The following is a 17,225-nucleotide window of genomic DNA, read 5'->3' as shown; positions in this document are numbered from 1 at the left end:
ATATGAATAAATTATTAACCTTAGTACTTCTAGTTTTGTTTGTTGCTTGTAAAAAGGACAAAGAAACTAAAGATGTTGCTTTAAATTTAAAGCAATATACCATCGAGCAGTTTATGGATAACGAAGCTGTTGGTGGTGGAAGTTTTTCTCCAGACAAATCAAAATTACTAGTATCTAGTAATCGTTCTGGTATTTACAATATGTACACTGTACCTACAACTGGTGGTGAGTTTACTCCAGTTACTGCTTCAGATTCTTCATCAGTTTTTGCCATTTCTTATTTCCCAAATGATGAGCGTATGCTTTTTAGAGCAGATGGTAATGGTGATGAAATATACCATATTTATATGCGCGATACTGATGGAGCTATTACAGAATTAACACCAGATGAAGGAGCCAGAGCCTCATTTTACGGATGGGCACACGATGGTAAAAGTTTTGCTTACGGCTCTAATAAAAGAGACAAACGCTTTATGGACGTTTACGAAATGAATATTAGTGATATGTCTTCAAAATTATTATATCAAAATGATGAAGGCTATAATCTTAATGCTATTTCTAGTGATAAAAACTTACTAGCTTTAAGTAAAACAATAAATACTAACGATAGCGATATTTTTATTTTTAATAGAACAGATAAATCAATTAAAAAAATAAACGAAAATCAAAGTTCTAATTCAGTACAAGATTTTACTTTAGATAGCAAAACACTTTATTACAACACTGATGACGGTGCTGAATTTTCGTATGTAATGAAATACAATATTGCTACTGGCGAAAGAGAAAAAGTACTAGAAAAATCTTGGGATATTAACGGTATTTATTTTACTCATAATGAGAAATACATGGTTAGTTTTATAAATGAAGATGCTAAGAACACTATAGAAATAAAGGACATGGCAACTGGCAAAAACTTAGAGCTTCCAGATTTTAAAAACGGTAGTATAACTAGCGTAGGTTTTTCTAGAGACGAAACCATGATGCGTTTATATGTTGGTGGCTCTAATAGTCCTTCAAACTTATTTAGTTATAATCTTGAAACTAAAGAACTCATTCAGCTCACCGATGTACTTAATAAAGATATTGATGCAAATCATTTAGTAACAGCAAAAGTTATACGATACAAATCTTTTGATGGTGTAGAAATTCCAGCTATTTATTATTTACCTCATCAAGCATCAGCAGGTACAAAAGTTCCTGCACTTGTTTTGGTTCATGGTGGTCCTGGTGGACAAAGCAGACAAAACTTTAGCTCATTAACCCAATATCTAGTTAATCATGGCTATGCTGTTTTAGCTGTTAATAATAGAGGTAGCAGTGGTTATGGTAAAACATTTTTTCAAATGGATGACTTAAATCATGGCGAAAAAGATTTGCAAGATTGTGTAGAAGGCAAAAATTGGTTGGCCTCTCAACCAGAAATTGATGCTAGTAAAATTGGTATTATGGGTGGCTCTTATGGTGGTTATATGACGATGGCTGCACTTACTTACACACCAGAAGAATTTGCTGTTGGTGTTAATTTATTTGGTGTTACAAACTGGCTGCGTACACTTAAAAGTATTCCGCCATGGTGGGAATCGTTTAAAGATGCACTTTACAAAGAGTTAGGCAACCCTCATACAGCAGACTCTATTAGATTGCATAGGATTTCACCTTTATTTCATACCGATAAAGTAACTAAACCGTTAATTGTTTTACAAGGTGCAAAAGACCCAAGGGTTTTACAAGTTGAGTCTGATGAAATTGTTGAAGGTGTTCGAAAAAATGGCGTACCAGTTGAGTACGTATTATTTGAAGATGAAGGACACGGTTTTGTTAAAAAAGAAAATCAAATAGAAGCCTACAGTAGTATTCTTAAGTTTTTAAACACCTATCTTAAAAAGGAAAATGAACCTATTGATGGAGAAATACCATCAAAAGAAATTGAAGTAGAAACAAACTAAAATAAAAAAACGCTCTGAAAATTTTCAGAGCGTTTTTTTATTCCACACGTTTAAGTGCCTCTATATTTTCAATTTTTATCTGTTTACCAATGGTAGAAATAAAACCTTCTTTTTTAAATTGAGATAATACACGTATGGCGGATTCAGTTGCCGTACCAACTATATTAGCAAAATCTTCTCTAGAAAGTAACACACTCAATGTGCCATCAGGATTAGTACCAAAACTACTATGTATATAAATTAAAGCTTCAGCTAATCGCTCTCGCACAGACTTTTGAGCCATATTAACGATAACATCGTCGGCTTCTTTTAAATCATGAGCCATTTCTTTTAATACTTCAAAAGAAAATTTTGAATTGTTTTGCAAATCGTTAATAATTTCACTTTTAGGAATAAAACAAACTTCCATATCGTTTAGTGCTACTGCTTGCAAATTAGAACTCTCATCAGAAATAAGAGATCGTTGTCCCAACAGTTGCCCTTTGACTACCATTTTTACAATTTGATCTTTTCCATTAGCACTTAATTTTGATAGTTTACAAATACCATCTTTAACACAATAAACGCCATTTATTGTTTCACCTTCTTCAAAAATTACATCGCCTTTTTTTATAGTCATAGATGTTTTACAACCAGAAATTCGAACTAACTCATCTTTAGTCAATGCTTTAAGAGAATTGAATTGTTTAACAATACACTGCTCACACTTACCCATAATAAATAATTGGTGTTTTTGTAAAAATAAAGAAAACATGACAAATATCATATTAAAATTTTCACTAACTTTTAACCTTTGCAAAAGGTATAAATGAGCAAATAAAAATGAATAAGAACACATGTTTTCATTGTGGTTTAGATACTGCTTTCTCTAAAATTACATTTGATGACAAATCGTTTTGCTGTAATGGTTGTAAAACGGTTTACGAAATTTTTTCTACAAACAATTTAACATGTTATTACGACTTACAGCAAGCTCCAGGTACAACACCAAAAGATATTGAAGGCAAATACAACTTTTTAGAAAACGCAAAAATTGTTGAACAATTATTGGAGTTTAATGATGATGAAACGCAGATTATAAACCTTTATATCCCTAATGTTCATTGCAGTTCTTGTATTTGGATTTTAGAAAATTTGAATAAATTGAATGCCTCTATAAGTTCCTCAATAGTTAATTTTGGAAAGAAAACAGTTCGGGTTACTTACAATTCTAAATCGATTACACTAAAAAACCTAGTTACGCTACTGAGTAATATTGGTTACGAACCTTATATAAGTTTAGACGATTATAGCGTCGGCAAAAAACAAATAGACCGATCACTTATTTACAAACTTGGTGTTGCTGGTTTTGCTTTTGGCAATGTGATGTTTTTATCGTTTCCTGAGTATTTTCAAGTAAGCGGTTTTTGGATTGAACAATACGCACCTGTTTTCAGATGGCTCATGTTTGCCTTTTCAATTCCTGTAGTCTTTTATTCGGCTCAAGATTATTTTATTTCGGCATATAAAGGGCTTCGATCCAAAATTTTGAATATAGATGTTCCTATTGTTCTTGGGGTTTTGGTACTGTTTTTAAGAAGTACCTTTGAAATTATACTAGACATTGGCACTGGTTTTTTTGATAGCTTAACCGGACTTATTTTCTTTTTACTATTGGGAAAGTTTTTTCAACAGAAAACCTATTCGTTTTTATCTTTTGAAAGAGATTATAAATCGTATTTCCCTATCGGAATTACAAAGATAACATCTGATGGTAAAGAAGAATCAACCCAAGTTTACGATATTAAAAAAGGCGATCGTTTACTTATTAGAAACGAAGAGCTCATTCCTGTTGATTGTATTTTAATAAAAGGCAATGCACGTATAGATTATAGTTTTGTTACAGGCGAATCTAAAACCGTTTCTAAACAATCTGGTGATAAACTTTTTGCAGGTGGTAAACAACTTAACGGTACCATTGAAGTTGATGTTTTAAAATCTGTTGAGCAAAGTTACCTCACACAACTTTGGAGTAATGATGTTTTTAAAACCGATAAAGCATTGGCGTTTACAAACATTACAAATAGTATTAGTAAACGCTTTACAATTACTATATTATTAATTGCTTTAATTGCCACTTCGTATTGGTTAATTTTAGATTCTAGCAAAGCATTAAATGTTTTTACATCGGTTTTAATTATTGCTTGCCCGTGTGCTATTGCGCTTTCTGCCCCTTTTACTTTCGGTAATATTTTACGCATTTTGGGTAAGAAAAAATTCTATTTAAAAAATGCAAGTGTAATTGAACAATTAGCAAAAATAAATACCATAATTTTTGATAAAACAGGAACGATAACTACTAATAAAGAAACATCGATAAATTACGAAGGAACTCAGCTTTCTTTATCTGAAGAATCGCTTTTAAAAAGTACACTGCGAGGCTCTAATCATCCGTTAAGCAGATCATTATATGAACTTTTAAGCGAACATAATATTGTTTCCTTAGACACTTTTGAGGAACATTTAGGCAAAGGTATTGAAGCAAAATACAACCAAGAGCATATTAAAGTAGGCTCTGCACCTTTTGTTGGTTACACCGTAGATACAGCAACGTTAAACACCACTGTACACGTTAGCACCAACAACAAATACAAAGGAAAATTCACATTTTATAATGCTTATAGAAAAGGCTTATCGCAATTGTTTAATACCTTAAAAAAGGATTACGATTTAGTGATTCTTTCTGGTGATAATGCAGGCGAAAAAGACAATTTAACCAAATTACTTCCAACAAAAACCAAATTGCTATTCAATCAAAAACCAGAAGATAAATTAGAGTACATTAAATATCATCAAAGTGAAGGCGCAAAAGTTTTAATGATTGGCGACGGATTAAATGATGCTGGTGCCTTAGCGCAAAGTGATGTGGGCATTGCTCTTTCAGAAAACGTTAACGTGTTTTCGCCAGCTTGTGATGCTATTTTGGATGCTTCAAAATTTAACCAATTATTTAATTATATAAAGGTTTCTAAATCAGCTATAAAAATTATAAAATGGAGTTTTGTGTTGTCATTTATTTATAACATTATTGGGCTTTATTTCGCAGTGACAGGGCAATTAGCTCCAGTAGTGGCTGCAATATTAATGCCTTTAAGCTCTATAAGCATTGTAGCTTTTACAACGATTTGTACTAATTTTTTAGGAAGAGAACTGAAATAGAAATAAGAACTAAATTTAGCAAATGAGCGCGTTAGAGGTTGAGGTATTTGTTAAAGTTCGCCAACGTAGGAGGAAGCGACTACCGAAAAGCCCAACCCTTGTGGTAACGCAATAAAGAAAATAATGAATGAAACATGACAAAAATCATGTTTTAGCAAAGCGTATAAAAGTAATTTTGAACCATAACTTCAAATAGGTATGAGTGTTATATATATATTGTTAACTATTAGTATTATTGTTGCTATTGGCTTTTTTATTGCATTTATTTATGCCGTTAAAAAAGGACAATTTGATGACAGCTATACGCCTTCTGTTAGAATGCTTTTCGAAGACGAACTTGTTAAAGAACAACCAAAACCAATGTTAAAAACTAAAAAGACCAATTAATTATTATGGAAGTACAACAGTTTCATTACGATAACAAAATCGTTAAAAATTTCCTTTATGCAACTATGCTTTGGGGAGTTGTAGGTATGTTAGTAGGTTTACTGCTAGCATTTATGTTTTTATTCCCTAACCTAACCGACGGTATTTCGTGGTTAAGTTTTGGTCGTTTAAGACCATTACACACCAATGCTGTTATTTTTGCCTTTGTAGGTAATGCCATTTTTGCAGGTGTTTATTACTCGTCGCAGCGTTTACTTAAAGCAAGAATGTTTAGCGATGCATTAAGTAAAATTAACTTTTGGGGGTGGCAACTTATTATTGTTGGTGCTGCTATTACATTACCTTTAGGCTATACCACATCGAAAGAATATGCCGAATTAGAATGGCCTTTTGATATTGCCATTGCCTTAATATGGGTAGTATTTGGTTGGAATTTAATTGGAACTATTTTAAAAAGAAGACAACGCCATTTATACGTAGCTATTTGGTTTTACATTGCCACATTTGTAACGGTTGCGGTGCTTCATATTTTTAATAGTTTAGCATTGCCAGTTAGTGCCATGAAAAGCTACTCGGTATATGCAGGTGTTCAAGATGCTTTGGTTCAATGGTGGTACGGACACAATGCGGTAGCGTTTTTCTTAACGACACCATTTTTAGGATTGATGTACTATTTTGTTCCTAAAGCAGCAAACAGACCAGTGTACTCTTACAGGTTATCTATTATTCACTTTTGGTCTTTAATCTTTATTTATATCTGGGCTGGACCACATCACTTATTATATACAGCATTACCAGAATGGGCTCAAAACCTAGGTGTTGCTTTTTCAGTAATGTTATTAATGCCATCTTGGGGTGGTATGATAAACGGATTATTAACACTACGTGGTGCTTGGGATAAAGTACGTACAGACCCTGTTTTAAAATTTATGGTAGTTGCTATTACAGGTTATGGTATGGCAACTTTTGAAGGACCAATGCTTTCACTTAAAAACGTAAATGCCATTGGCCACTTTACAGATTGGATTATTGCCCACGTTCACGTTGGTGCTTTAGCTTGGAACGGGTTTTTAACCTTTGGTATGATTTATTACTTAGTGCCAAGGCTATTTAAAACAAAATTATATTCTATAGGATTAGCTAATTTACATTTCTGGATTGGCACTCTAGGTATTATTATGTACGCACTACCACTATACGTTGCTGGATTTACACAAGCTAGTATGTGGAAACAATTTAACCCAGACGGAACATTAACCTACGGTAATTTTTTAGAAACAGTTACCGAAATTATGCCCATGTATTGGATGCGCGCTATTGGTGGAACGCTTTTCATTATAGGCATGCTAATTCTTGTTTACAACATTATTGTAACCATTGCAAATGGTAGTAAAGTAGAAGATGAATTAGCTGAAGCTCCTGCATTACAAAACGTATCAAAACGTCGTACTGCTGGCGAAGGGTGGCACACTTGGTTAGAAAGAAAACCAGTGCAATTAACATTATTAGCAACTGTAGCTATTTTAATTGGTGGTATTGTTCAAATAGTTCCAACTATTATGGTGAAATCTAATATCCCGACAATAAGTAGTGTACAACCGTATACACCATTAGAGTTAGAAGGTCGCGATATTTATATCCGAGAAGGCTGCGTGGGCTGTCACTCACAAATGATTCGTCCTTTTAGAAGTGAAGTAGAACGCTATGGTGAATACTCAAAAGCTGGAGAATTTGTATACGACCATCCATTCCTTTGGGGAAGTAAACGCACAGGGCCAGATTTACATCGTGTTGGTGGAAAATATTCAGACAATTGGCACCTTAATCATATGTACGACCCACAAAGCACATCATCTGGATCTATAATGCCAGCATATCAGTGGTTAATTAGAAACGAACTTGACAAGTCTAATACTGAAGCTAAAATGAAAACTATGGTAACTCTAGGTGTTCCTTATTCCGACGAAGATATTGCAAACGCACAACAAGCTATGTTAGATCAAGGTACTCAAATTGAGAAAAATTTATATAGCGATCCCGATTTCGCAGAAACTTACGAAGCAGATAAAACTGCTGGAGGTGCAAATTTTGTTGAAATGCGTAATCGCGAAATTGTAGCAATTATTGCTTATTTACAACGATTAGGAACTGATATTAAAGTAAACAATTTAGAAACCGCTCAAAACTAAAAATCATGCTAAAATTTGTAAAAAACCATATGGAAAGCATCACCGGTATTGAAATATACCCGATTATTTCCTTACTTATATTTTTCATCTTTTTTGCAGTCCTGTTTTGGTGGGTTTTTACTGCTAAAAAAGACTACATAAATACGGTAAGCAACATACCATTAGACAACCAAAATCAAACAGAATTATGAGAAATTTTATTCCATCTTGGGTAAGAGTACCAATAGTATTCTTTATCATCTTCGGACTTGTAGAATATTTTGTAGATTCTGGTGACAAGCCAGCATTTATAGAACAACCCATAGTATTATTATTTTTATTATTAGTACTATTAGTCCTTATTGCTATTGAAGCTATTGTTGCTTCTGTTGATAATATTTTGTATCAAAGCTTAGATGAAGTAGGTAAAGCAAGATATGACGCAAAAAGAAGTAAAGCACCAGAGTTTAAGTGGATAAAAAACACTTACAAAAAATTATTAGGGTCAAAACCTATACAAGAAGAACACGAAATTATTTTAGACCATAATTATGATGGCATAAAAGAATTAGATAATAATCTTCCACCATGGTGGATATACAGCTTTTACATTTCAATAATATTTGCTATTGTTTATTTAGCAAGATTCCATGTATTTAATGGTGAGAATCAATATAATGAATTAGAAACTGAATATGCCGAAGCAAAAATTGCAATTGAAAACTATAAAAAAACAGCTAAAGATTTAGTTGATTTTAATACCGTTGAATTATTAACTGAATCATCCGATTTAAAAGCGGGGCAGAAAATTTTCGAACTCAATTGTGTAGCTTGCCATAAAGCAGATGGTGGTGGTGGTATTGGTCCGAACCTAACTGATGAACATTGGATATTAGGTGGCGGCATCAAAAATGTATTTAAAACTGTTTCTGAAGGTGGTCGTGATGGTAAAGGTATGATTGCTTGGAAACAAAGTTTAAAACCAGCCGAAATTGCGCAAGTATCAAGTTATGTTTTACAATTTCAAGGCACCACGCCAGCAGAACCAAAAGCAGCAGAAGGTGAGGTTTGGGTTGCTGAAAAAGAATAACACATTGTTAATACAAGTACAGTAAACTATTTTTTTACCAATTCAATTAGGTTAAAAAAATCCAGACCTGTTAAGTTTACATAACCCTAACAGGTCTAACAAAATAAAAAACACTTTGGAAACCCCAGAAAAAGAATCATTTAGAGACAGCATCGGGACACTAACCGATGAAGGAAAACGTGCTTGGGTTTATCCAAAAAAACCAAGTGGTAAATACTATGAGAAGCGTAAAATAGTAAGCTATATTTTACTTGCTGTATTGTTCGCAGCTCCGTTTATAAAAGTTAATGGCAACCAATTCTTGATGTTTAATATTTTGGAACGCCGCTATAATATATTTGGTTTTCCTTTTTGGCCACAAGATTTTCATTTGCTGGTAATTTCAATGATTATTGGTGTTATTTTTATTGCGCTTTTTACTGTTGGTTTTGGTCGTATATTTTGTGGTTGGATTTGTCCACAAACCATTTTTATGGAAATGGTTTTCCGACGTATTGAATATTGGATTGATGGCGATAGAAACAAGCAACGTAAATTAGACAAACAAAAATGGGACGCTGAAAAAATAAAAAAACGTGTTTTAAAATGGTTTATATTTTTAGTCATTTCGTTTTTAATTGCCAATGTGTTTTTAGCCTATTTAATAGGTAGTGATAAACTTTTAAAATATATCACTGATGGTCCCTTTGAACATTTAGGTACGTTGTTCCCTTTAATCATTTTTACAGCAGTATTCTATTTTGTGTTCGCATGGTTTAGAGAACAAGTTTGTATTATAGCTTGCCCTTACGGAAGATTACAAGGTGTATTACTAGATAACAAATCAATAGTAGTTGCTTACGACCATAAACGTGGTGAAGGTGAAAATGGCAGAAAAAAGTTTAGAAAAAATGAAGACCGAAAAGAACTAGGACATGGTGATTGTATAGATTGTTTACAATGTGTGCACGTTTGTCCAACTGGAATTGATATTAGAAATGGCACCCAACTAGAATGTGTAAATTGTACAGCTTGTATTGATGAATGCGACCATATAATGGAAAGCATCAATCTACCAAAAGGCTTAATTAGGTATGCTAGCGAAAACGAAATAGAGAAAAAAGAGAAATTTAAGCTTACCGCAAGAATGAAAGGTTACATTGCCGTACTAACCATTCTAACAGGAATTTTAATTGGCATGCTATTGGTACGAAATGATGTTGAGGCCAGAATATTACGCTTACCAGGGCAACTATATGAGCATAAAGAAGGTACTATTATTAGTAATGTATTTACATATAAATTAGTAAATAAAACATCTGAAACTATTGAAAACATAAGCTTTAAACTTAGAAAATATAAAGGTGAAATTAAATTAGTATCAACAACTAACAACTTTGTAGTGCCAGAACAAGGATTAGCAGAAGGCACGTTGTTTATTGAAATTGATAAAAACGATTTAAAAGGTGATAAAAACAAACTAACTATTGATGTATACAGTGGTGATAATTTAATTGAAACCACAACGGTTAGTTTTTTAGCACCAAGAAGTTATAATTAACTTTTTAAAAAATAAAGGTTATGAAATTTAATTGGGGAACTGGAATTGTATTGGCTTTTATAGGCTTTATTAGCTTTATTATGTACTTCATTATTACCATGAATACAGATAGCAAATACGACCATGATTTAGTTACTGAAGATTATTATAAACAAGAACTTGAGTTTCAAAACGATATTGATAAACAAAAAAATGGTAATGCTTTAGAAACCAATATAACTTGGAAAAAAACAGAAAAAGGCATTGTTATTACATTTCCTAAGACCTTTAAAGTAGAAAACATAACTGGAAAAGTGTTCCTATATAGACCATCTAATAAACAATTTGACTTTGATACTGCTATTTCATTGTCAAACCATAATTTGCTCATACCTGACAAGCGTTTGTTAGATGGTCGTTGGAACATTAAAGTAGATTGGCAATATAACGGAAAATCGTATCTCTACAAAAAAGAAATTGTGTATTAAATGCTTTGGTCTGCAATTATATTAGGCTTATTAGGAAGTTTCCATTGCATAGGCATGTGCGGTCCTATTGCTTTTATGCTACCTGTAGATAGAAGTAATTCATCTAAAAAAATAGCACAAATTTCTATCTATCATTTTGGTAGATTATTAGCATACAGCTTAATTGGATTAGTTTTTGGTCTGGTAGGTAAAAGCCTTTACATATTTGGGTTACAACAACAATTATCTATTGTTATAGGAGTTTTAATGATTATTGTAGTACTAATTCCTGTACATACCTTTAATAAATATAATCTCTCAAAACCACTTTATAAACTCATTTCTAAAGTAAAATCTGCTTTAGGCAAAGCCTTAAAAAAGAAAACTGCCGATACGTTTTTAACTATTGGGTTTTTAAATGGTTTTTTACCTTGCGGATTGGTTTACATGGCAGTTTTTGCATCTATAACAACAGGTAATACTTTACTAGGTAGTTTGTATATGATATTATTTGGACTAGGAACTATTCCATTAATGACATCTGCTATTTATTTAGGAAAATTTTTAAATACTACTATAAAACAACGTATCCAAAAAGCTATTCCTGTTTTTGTAGTTATAATTGGATTACTATTTATTATTAGGGGTTTAGGCTTAGGTATTCCTTACCTATCGCCTGCTCCAATTACAGAAATAACTTCGAGTGACATAGAGTGTCATTAAAATCATTTAAATTCATAAAAAAAGAACAGCTAAAAATATTAACTGCTCTTTTTCTTCTAAAAAGAATTATTACTAACTAAAACTCAAATTATATTTTAAATGTTATAACTGGTAATGTAGAATGGTTTGCAACATCTTCCCCCACGCTACCTTGAAAGAAATGAGACAACCCTTTTCTGCCATGAGTAGGCACAGCAATTAAGTCTGCTCCCATCTTTATAGAAAAGTTTAAAATACCATCTTCAACAGTATAATCAGACACATAATGAACATCTTTCATACGGTCTAAATTCCTATCAGCTTTAGTAAAAAAGTTAACAACGAGGCGTTCAATTTCTAATGAATTTTTAAATCTATCATTAGGTAAATTTACATAAACCAAATACATTTTAGAACCCATCTTCTCGAACAACTTTGAAGCGTTTAAATAAGCCTTTACTGATTCTTCTGAAAAATCGCAAGCAAATACTACATCTTCAAAATTCACTTGATTTAATTTGTTTTTTAGCACCAATACGGGAATATCTGCATTGCGAACCACACGCTCTGTATTAGACCCTATAAAGAGTTCTTTAACACCACTTGTTCCGTGAGACCCCATAACAATAAGATCTGCATCATGTTTTTTCGCAACATCATTTACCTCACTAAAAACCTTAAAGTGCTTAACTATTGGAGTAACTTTTATACCCTTTAAGTAATCTTTATCAAGAAAGCTTTCAAATTTTTGTTCTGCTAACTTAAAAAAGAATACTGCCTTTTGGTTTTGTAATCCGTCGCTTGCATTTAGCATAATATCAGACATTTCTAACATATGTAATGCTAACAATTCCGCATTGTTTTTCTTTGCTAATTTAGCCGCAGCTTTTAAAGCAAACTCTGAATGCTCAGAAAAATCTATAGGTACAATAATTTTTTTCATTAATTCTTTTTTTAGGTTATACAGTCATAGAAAACAACTGTACATCAGGTTGTTTTCGTTGTAATAATACATCAAATGCCATACAAATATTTCTAACAAATGGCTGACCTTTTTTAGTTACCTGGATACTATTTGAGTTAATATTAAGCAACCCATCAACTTCCATTTCATTTAATCGTATAAGCACTTCTGGTATTTCTTCAAAATAAAGATAATCTTTTGTCCATGAAGTTTTAAATTGACACATTAAATTAAGAATATGCTTTCTTATAATTAAATCTTCTTCGTTTAAAATATGACCTCTATACACAGGAATTACATCTTCATTTATCAAATGATAATACGCTTCAATACCTTTTACATTTTGAGCAAATCCATACCAGCTGTCGCTAATTGAAGACACTCCTAAACCAACCATCGCTTGTGTTTTAGATGCTGTATAGCCCATAAAATTCCTGTGCAAACTACCATTTTTCATTGATTGATATAGGCTATCTGTGGTTAACGCAAAATGATCCATACCTATTTCATGGTAGCCAACCTCAGCAAGTAGTTCTTTGCCTAATTCGTATTGAGCGCGTTTTAATGCTGCCGATGGCAAATCGGTATCTTTAAAACCACGTTGTCCATTTCCTTTTATCCAAGGCACATGTGCATAACTATAAAATGCTAACCTATCTGGAAACAGTTCTTTTGTTTTTAATATGGTTTCTTTTACATGCTCTAAAGTTTGAAATGGTAGACCAAAAATAATATCATGCCCTACCGATGTATATCCAATTTCTCGTGCTAATTCTGTAGCGCGTTTTACGTTTTCAAAAGGTTGAATTCTGTGTATTGCCTTTTGCACCGTTTCATTATAATCTTGCACACCATAACTTACTCGCCTAAAACCTACATTGTAAAGTGCTTGCAAGTGTTCTCGCGTTGTATTGTTAGGATGTCCTTCAAAACTAAACTCATAGTTTTCAGCAAGTTTAGCATCCTTTAAAATACCATTTATTAGCTGTGTTAAATTTTTTGGACTAAAAAAAGTTGGTGTACCTCCACCAAGGTGCATTTCTTTAATTATTGGCTTTTCATCAAATAATTCTAAATATAAATGCCATTCTTTTAAAACCGCATTTATATAAGGAGACTCAACACTATGTTGTTTTGTAATACGTTTGTTGCAACCACAAAATGTGCATAAACTTTCGCAAAAGGGTAAATGAATATAAAGACTTATACCTTCTTTTAAATTACTTTCTTTAAACGATTTTGCTAAAGAAGATTTCCATTTTTCTAATGAAAAGGTCTCATTATTCCAATAAGGTACCGTTGGGTAACTTGTATACCGAGGCCCTGCAATATTGTATTTGTTTACTAATTTGCTTAACATACCTAACTTTTATAATACAAAATTACAAAACAGCATAGATTTAAAATATGATATATGTCATATAGAATATTTGCAATTCCCTAATTAATAACTTAACTTTCGAATAAATAAAATACTAGTAAAATGAAAAAAACAAGCTTCCTATTAATTGCTCTAACACTAAGTGTTTTAGCATGTAAAAGTGATAAAAAAAAGACTAAAAACACAGAAGATGCTGTAGCTACTGAAATAAAAGTAGAGACTCCAAAAAAACTTAAAATAGCTTTAAATGCCAAAAGTAATAGCAATGTTTCTGGTAATGCCGTGTTTAAAGAAGAAAACGGCACGGTAACGATGACTGTTATCATTGATGGTTTAGAACCAGGAAATCATGCCATACATATTCATGAAAAAGCGGATTGTTCTTCGGATGATGCAAAATCTGCTGGCGGGCATTGGAATCCTACTGCAAAACCACATGGAAAATGGGGAGATGAAGCTGGTTATCATAAAGGTGACATAGGTAATTTTATTGCCGATGAAAATGGTAACGGCACCAAAACGTTCTCTACAGATGAATGGTGTATTGGTTGCGAAGACGAAACCAAAAACATCATTGGAAAATCTGTTATTGTACACGCTGGAGAAGACGATTTTACATCGCAACCATCGGGTGCTGCTGGTGCAAGAGTAAGTTGTGCAGGTATTATTGAGTAATAACTACCTACAAAACAACTGCATACACAACTAGCAAACTTCTTAAATGAATTTAGAAACCTTAGTAGAAAAATTTAAGCAAAAAGACGAAAAAGCTTTTGAAAGTTTATACAATATGTATAGCCATAGCATGCATGGTATTATCTATAATATTGTAAAAAATCATAACATAGCCGAAGAGGTTATGCAAGATGTTTTTATAAAAGCATGGCATAAAGCCGATAGTTATAATAGTGAAAAAGGACGTTTTTTTACATGGATTTTAAACATTGCCCGAAATGCAGCTATTGATAAAACACGATCTAAAAATTTTAAGAATTTAAAACAAAACCTCAACTCTGATTTTTTCGTAGATATACTTGAAGCCAGTGACAATTTAGATAATAAAACAGATGCCATTGGTATAAAAAAGTTTGTAGACAAACTAGCTAAAAAATGTATAGAAGTTATCGAGCTGCTATATTTTAAAGGTTATACACAAACCGAAGCATCAGAAACACTTAATATGCCAATTGGGACTATTAAAACCCGAAACAGAAATTGTATTAAGGAATTACGAAGCATGGTTTTAAATTAATATGGATATTAACGCATACATAGAATCTGGGATTTTAGAGCTTTACGTAGCTGGCACACTTTCTGAAAAAGAAAATAAGGAAGTGTACGCTCTTATGCAACAACATCCTGCTATATTACAAGAAGTTTTAGAGATTGAAGCTGCCATTATTAAGTTAACCGCTTCCACTTCGCAAAGAGATAATAATCATATTTTACAACGTATTAAGCAAACTTTAGGTTTTGATGATGGTGATGGTGATGGTGATAAAGTAATCTCAATAACTAAACCAAAATACAACTGGTTAACCTACACTGGTTGGGCAGCATCTATTGTTTTAGCTGTTGGATTGTTTTGGACAATGAATCAAAATAAGCAATTAAAATACGAGATTCAAACAACCGAAATACAACAGTCTATTTTAGAAATACAAATTGCAGACGCTAAAAACAGTTTAGAAAAAGCCAACACATTAATATCGGTTCTAAGGGATGAAAATATTACTGAAGTACCACTTGTGGGTCAAGGTAATTTCGCCAATACCTATGCCAAAGTATATTGGGATAAAAACACACAACGTATCTTTTTAGATGCTCAAGGTTTACCTGAGCCACCAGAAGGCAAAGTATACCAAGTTTGGTCTTTAAAACTGAGTCCGCTTACACCAACAAGCTTAGGAACAATTGATAGTTTTACAACAGACAAAAATAAAATCTTCGAAATTGAAAACTTAAACGAAAGTGAAGCTTTTGGGATTACTTTAGAACCTGCTGGCGGTAGCGAAACACCAACCATGGAGCAACTTTATACTTTGGGTATCATTAGTTAGTAGTTGCCCACAACACAAGAAAACCGAGATAAATGACAAAATTTGGATTTTTGATAACAATGATTTTTGCAACTATTCTGATTAGTTGTAATTTGGAGAAATCTAAAACAAATTCAGAAAGTGAAAATTTAAATCATACCGAAAAAGAAAAGGATACGCTGACAAAGCATCTAAAATCATTCAAAGCTGAATTACCAACAATAGGCCTTTTGATGTATAATGGAGTTTTACAAAGCGAAGTAATTGCAACATCTGATGTGTTCGCAAAACCGACCGAAGATGGGAAACAGCTTTTCAATGTTATATCAATAGCCGAAACAAAAAATCCAATCACAACTGAAGAAGGAATGCGATTTATTCCTGACTACACATTTGAGAATTGCCCAAAATTAACAGCTTTATTCGTACCGAGTGCTTATGATATGTATGCTCAAGTCCACAATGAAAAAATTGTAGATTTCATAAAAGAGAAAAATAAAGAAACTAAATATACTATTAGTAACTGTGCAGGAGCTCAATTAATCGGAGCATCTGGAATTGCAGACGGAAAGAAAATTGTTACTTGGATTGGTGGAGGGAAGCAATTACAAAAGGATTATCCAAATTTAAAGGTTCAAAACGACAGTTTAGTAACTTTTGTCGAAGATGGAAAATTCAGTTCTTCAAACGGAAATTTGGCAAGTTATATTTCTGCATTGAATTTAGTAGAAAAAATGACTAGCACAGAACACAGAAAGTTTGTCGAAAGCTATTTATATCTTGATCGACTTCAAAACTGGGATCAATAAATAAGTATTGCGAAAAACGATATATATCATATACAATTAGTTGGTTAAAAAATTAAGATATGTTACAAGTCCGTTCAAATTAAAAAAAATAAGCACCCTCTAAATTTTAGAGGATGTTTGTGTTTTTATGAAGATATTAGATACCAAAACTAATGAACACCCCAGACCATTTCTACTTTAATAAACAAGAACCCAACAAAAGTTGCTTGCTAACTATGCGAAATATGGTTCTTAAATATGATAAGAACATAACAGAGACTCTAAAATATGGGATGCCTTGTTTTTGCTATAAGGGAAAAATGTTTTATTATTTATGGGTTGATAAAAAACTAATGACCCCTATTTTTTGATGGTTGAAGGAAAACATCTTAATCACCCTGAATTAGAAACGGGAAATAGGTCGCGAATGAAAATTTTAAGAGTAAACCCTAATAAAAATTTACCAATTATAGCCATAGATTTAATTATGAATCAAGCATTAGGTATATATCGATTATAAAAAGAAAGTGCCCAATTATATCTCTACAATCGGGCAACTTTCAACCTAACAATCAA

18 protein-coding genes are annotated in these 17,225 nt (G+C 32.4%); 15 read left to right on the top strand and 3 right to left on the bottom strand.

The annotated features are described in order from the left end of the window. Positions 1–2 precede the first annotated feature (2 nt). Positions 3–1,946 carry a S9 family peptidase gene (locus AADI82_RS02645; protein WP_341214920.1) on the top strand — a complete coding sequence of 648 codons (1,944 nt, stop codon included), beginning with the start codon at positions 3–5 and terminating at the stop codon, positions 1,944–1,946. Between the two features lie 37 nt (positions 1,947–1,983). On the opposite strand, the gene AADI82_RS02640 is transcribed toward AADI82_RS02645, so the two are convergent. Next, positions 1,984–2,661 carry a Crp/Fnr family transcriptional regulator gene (locus AADI82_RS02640; protein WP_341214930.1) on the bottom strand — a complete coding sequence of 226 codons (678 nt, stop codon included), beginning with the start codon at positions 2,659–2,661 and terminating at the stop codon, positions 1,984–1,986. Between the two features lie 107 nt (positions 2,662–2,768). Between AADI82_RS02640 and AADI82_RS02635 the strand changes: the two genes are divergently transcribed. The 8 genes from AADI82_RS02635 (at position 2,769) to AADI82_RS02600 (ending at position 11,498) form a co-directional block, all read left to right on the top strand. Beyond that, the gene (locus tag AADI82_RS02635) at positions 2,769–5,144 is read left to right on the top strand and encodes a heavy metal translocating P-type ATPase metal-binding domain-containing protein (RefSeq protein ID WP_341214919.1); all 2,376 of its coding nucleotides are present in this window, start codon (positions 2,769–2,771) and stop codon (positions 5,142–5,144) included. Between the two features lie 198 nt (positions 5,145–5,342). Then, positions 5,343–5,531 carry a cbb3-type cytochrome oxidase assembly protein CcoS gene (gene ccoS / locus AADI82_RS02630; RefSeq protein WP_341214918.1) on the top strand — a complete coding sequence of 63 codons (189 nt, stop codon included), beginning with the start codon at positions 5,343–5,345 and terminating at the stop codon, positions 5,529–5,531. 5 nt (positions 5,532–5,536) lie between these two features. Continuing rightward, positions 5,537–7,720 (top strand): cytochrome-c oxidase, cbb3-type subunit I, encoded by a 2,184-nt coding sequence (gene ccoN, locus AADI82_RS02625; protein WP_341214917.1) that lies wholly within the window; start codon positions 5,537–5,539, stop codon positions 7,718–7,720. Between the two features lie 5 nt (positions 7,721–7,725). Beyond that, positions 7,726–7,911 carry a CcoQ/FixQ family Cbb3-type cytochrome c oxidase assembly chaperone gene (locus AADI82_RS02620; protein ID WP_341214916.1) on the top strand — a complete coding sequence of 62 codons (186 nt, stop codon included), beginning with the start codon at positions 7,726–7,728 and terminating at the stop codon, positions 7,909–7,911. Next, positions 7,908–8,789 carry a cbb3-type cytochrome c oxidase N-terminal domain-containing protein gene (locus AADI82_RS02615; RefSeq protein ID WP_341214915.1) on the top strand — a complete coding sequence of 294 codons (882 nt, stop codon included), beginning with the start codon at positions 7,908–7,910 and terminating at the stop codon, positions 8,787–8,789. The genes AADI82_RS02620 and AADI82_RS02615 overlap by 4 nt, the downstream gene beginning before the upstream one ends. 115 nt (positions 8,790–8,904) lie before the next feature. Beyond that, positions 8,905–10,329, top strand: coding sequence for a cytochrome c oxidase accessory protein CcoG (gene ccoG, locus AADI82_RS02610; protein ID WP_341214914.1), 1,425 nt, complete (start codon positions 8,905–8,907; stop codon positions 10,327–10,329). 20 nt (positions 10,330–10,349) lie between these two features. Next, positions 10,350–10,796, top strand: a complete 447-nt coding sequence (locus tag AADI82_RS02605) for a FixH family protein (RefSeq protein ID WP_341214913.1) — start codon at positions 10,350–10,352, stop codon at positions 10,794–10,796. Beyond that, a complete protein-coding gene (locus tag AADI82_RS02600; protein ID WP_341214912.1) occupies positions 10,797–11,498 on the top strand; it encodes a sulfite exporter TauE/SafE family protein in 702 nt (233 codons plus the stop codon). A gap of 88 nt (positions 11,499–11,586) precedes the next feature. Here the strand turns inward: AADI82_RS02600 and AADI82_RS02595 are convergent, their stop codons facing one another. After that, positions 11,587–12,420 carry a universal stress protein gene (locus AADI82_RS02595; protein ID WP_341214911.1) on the bottom strand — a complete coding sequence of 278 codons (834 nt, stop codon included), beginning with the start codon at positions 12,418–12,420 and terminating at the stop codon, positions 11,587–11,589. A 16-nt stretch (positions 12,421–12,436) separates the two neighbouring features. Then, positions 12,437–13,801, bottom strand: coding sequence for an oxygen-independent coproporphyrinogen III oxidase (gene hemN, locus AADI82_RS02590; protein WP_341214910.1), 1,365 nt, complete (start codon positions 13,799–13,801; stop codon positions 12,437–12,439). 123 nt (positions 13,802–13,924) lie between these two features. Between hemN and AADI82_RS02585 the strand changes: the two genes are divergently transcribed. The 6 genes from AADI82_RS02585 (at position 13,925) to AADI82_RS02560 (ending at position 17,169) form a co-directional block, all read left to right on the top strand. Next, positions 13,925–14,497 (top strand): superoxide dismutase family protein, encoded by a 573-nt coding sequence (locus AADI82_RS02585; RefSeq protein ID WP_341214909.1) that lies wholly within the window; start codon positions 13,925–13,927, stop codon positions 14,495–14,497. Positions 14,498–14,543: 46 nt separating this feature from the next. After that, the gene (locus tag AADI82_RS02580) at positions 14,544–15,074 is read left to right on the top strand and encodes a sigma-70 family RNA polymerase sigma factor (RefSeq protein WP_341214908.1); all 531 of its coding nucleotides are present in this window, start codon (positions 14,544–14,546) and stop codon (positions 15,072–15,074) included. Between the two features lies 1 nt (position 15,075). After that, entirely contained in the window at positions 15,076–15,882 is an 807-nt protein-coding gene (locus tag AADI82_RS02575) for an anti-sigma factor (protein ID WP_341214907.1), read from the top strand. Positions 15,883–15,914: 32 nt separating this feature from the next. Then, positions 15,915–16,670: a DJ-1/PfpI family protein gene (locus tag AADI82_RS02570; protein WP_341214906.1), complete on the top strand. Its 756-nt coding sequence runs from the start codon at positions 15,915–15,917 to the stop codon at positions 16,668–16,670. Between the two features lie 152 nt (positions 16,671–16,822). Continuing rightward, on the top strand, positions 16,823–17,020 hold the full coding sequence (locus AADI82_RS02565; protein WP_341214905.1) for a DUF1801 domain-containing protein: 198 nt from the start codon (positions 16,823–16,825) through the stop codon (positions 17,018–17,020). After that, positions 17,020–17,169: a hypothetical protein gene (locus tag AADI82_RS02560; protein ID WP_341214904.1), complete on the top strand. Its 150-nt coding sequence runs from the start codon at positions 17,020–17,022 to the stop codon at positions 17,167–17,169. The genes AADI82_RS02565 and AADI82_RS02560 overlap by 1 nt, the downstream gene beginning before the upstream one ends. The last annotated feature ends 56 nt before the right edge of the window (positions 17,170–17,225 follow it).

Source organism: uncultured Wocania sp. (assembly GCF_964021735.1).
Classification (GTDB): Bacteria; Bacteroidota; Bacteroidia; order Flavobacteriales; family Flavobacteriaceae; genus Wocania_A.
This window is presented reverse-complemented; position numbering and strand designations above follow the sequence as displayed.

What these genes read in the sequence shown, in the direction of transcription:
- AADI82_RS02645 (WP_341214920.1), top strand. Translation starts at nt 3, where the DNA reads ATGAATAAATTATTAACCTTAGTACTTCTAGTTTTGTTTGTTGCTTGT.
- AADI82_RS02640 (WP_341214930.1), bottom strand. Translation starts at nt 2,661, where the DNA reads ATGGGTAAGTGTGAGCAGTGTATTGTTAAACAATTCAATTCTCTTAAA.
- AADI82_RS02635 (WP_341214919.1), top strand. Translation starts at nt 2,769, where the DNA reads ATGAATAAGAACACATGTTTTCATTGTGGTTTAGATACTGCTTTCTCT.
- ccoS (WP_341214918.1), top strand. Translation starts at nt 5,343, where the DNA reads ATGAGTGTTATATATATATTGTTAACTATTAGTATTATTGTTGCTATT.
- ccoN (WP_341214917.1), top strand. Translation starts at nt 5,537, where the DNA reads ATGGAAGTACAACAGTTTCATTACGATAACAAAATCGTTAAAAATTTC.
- AADI82_RS02620 (WP_341214916.1), top strand. Translation starts at nt 7,726, where the DNA reads ATGCTAAAATTTGTAAAAAACCATATGGAAAGCATCACCGGTATTGAA.
- AADI82_RS02615 (WP_341214915.1), top strand. Translation starts at nt 7,908, where the DNA reads ATGAGAAATTTTATTCCATCTTGGGTAAGAGTACCAATAGTATTCTTT.
- AADI82_RS02605 (WP_341214913.1), top strand. Translation starts at nt 10,350, where the DNA reads ATGAAATTTAATTGGGGAACTGGAATTGTATTGGCTTTTATAGGCTTT.
- AADI82_RS02600 (WP_341214912.1), top strand. Translation starts at nt 10,797, where the DNA reads ATGCTTTGGTCTGCAATTATATTAGGCTTATTAGGAAGTTTCCATTGC.
- AADI82_RS02595 (WP_341214911.1), bottom strand. Translation starts at nt 12,420, where the DNA reads ATGAAAAAAATTATTGTACCTATAGATTTTTCTGAGCATTCAGAGTTT.
- hemN (WP_341214910.1), bottom strand. Translation starts at nt 13,801, where the DNA reads ATGTTAAGCAAATTAGTAAACAAATACAATATTGCAGGGCCTCGGTAT.
- AADI82_RS02585 (WP_341214909.1), top strand. Translation starts at nt 13,925, where the DNA reads ATGAAAAAAACAAGCTTCCTATTAATTGCTCTAACACTAAGTGTTTTA.
- AADI82_RS02580 (WP_341214908.1), top strand. Translation starts at nt 14,544, where the DNA reads ATGAATTTAGAAACCTTAGTAGAAAAATTTAAGCAAAAAGACGAAAAA.
- AADI82_RS02575 (WP_341214907.1), top strand. Translation starts at nt 15,076, where the DNA reads ATGGATATTAACGCATACATAGAATCTGGGATTTTAGAGCTTTACGTA.
- AADI82_RS02570 (WP_341214906.1), top strand. Translation starts at nt 15,915, where the DNA reads ATGACAAAATTTGGATTTTTGATAACAATGATTTTTGCAACTATTCTG.
- AADI82_RS02565 (WP_341214905.1), top strand. Translation starts at nt 16,823, where the DNA reads ATGAACACCCCAGACCATTTCTACTTTAATAAACAAGAACCCAACAAA.
- AADI82_RS02560 (WP_341214904.1), top strand. Translation starts at nt 17,020, where the DNA reads ATGGTTGAAGGAAAACATCTTAATCACCCTGAATTAGAAACGGGAAAT.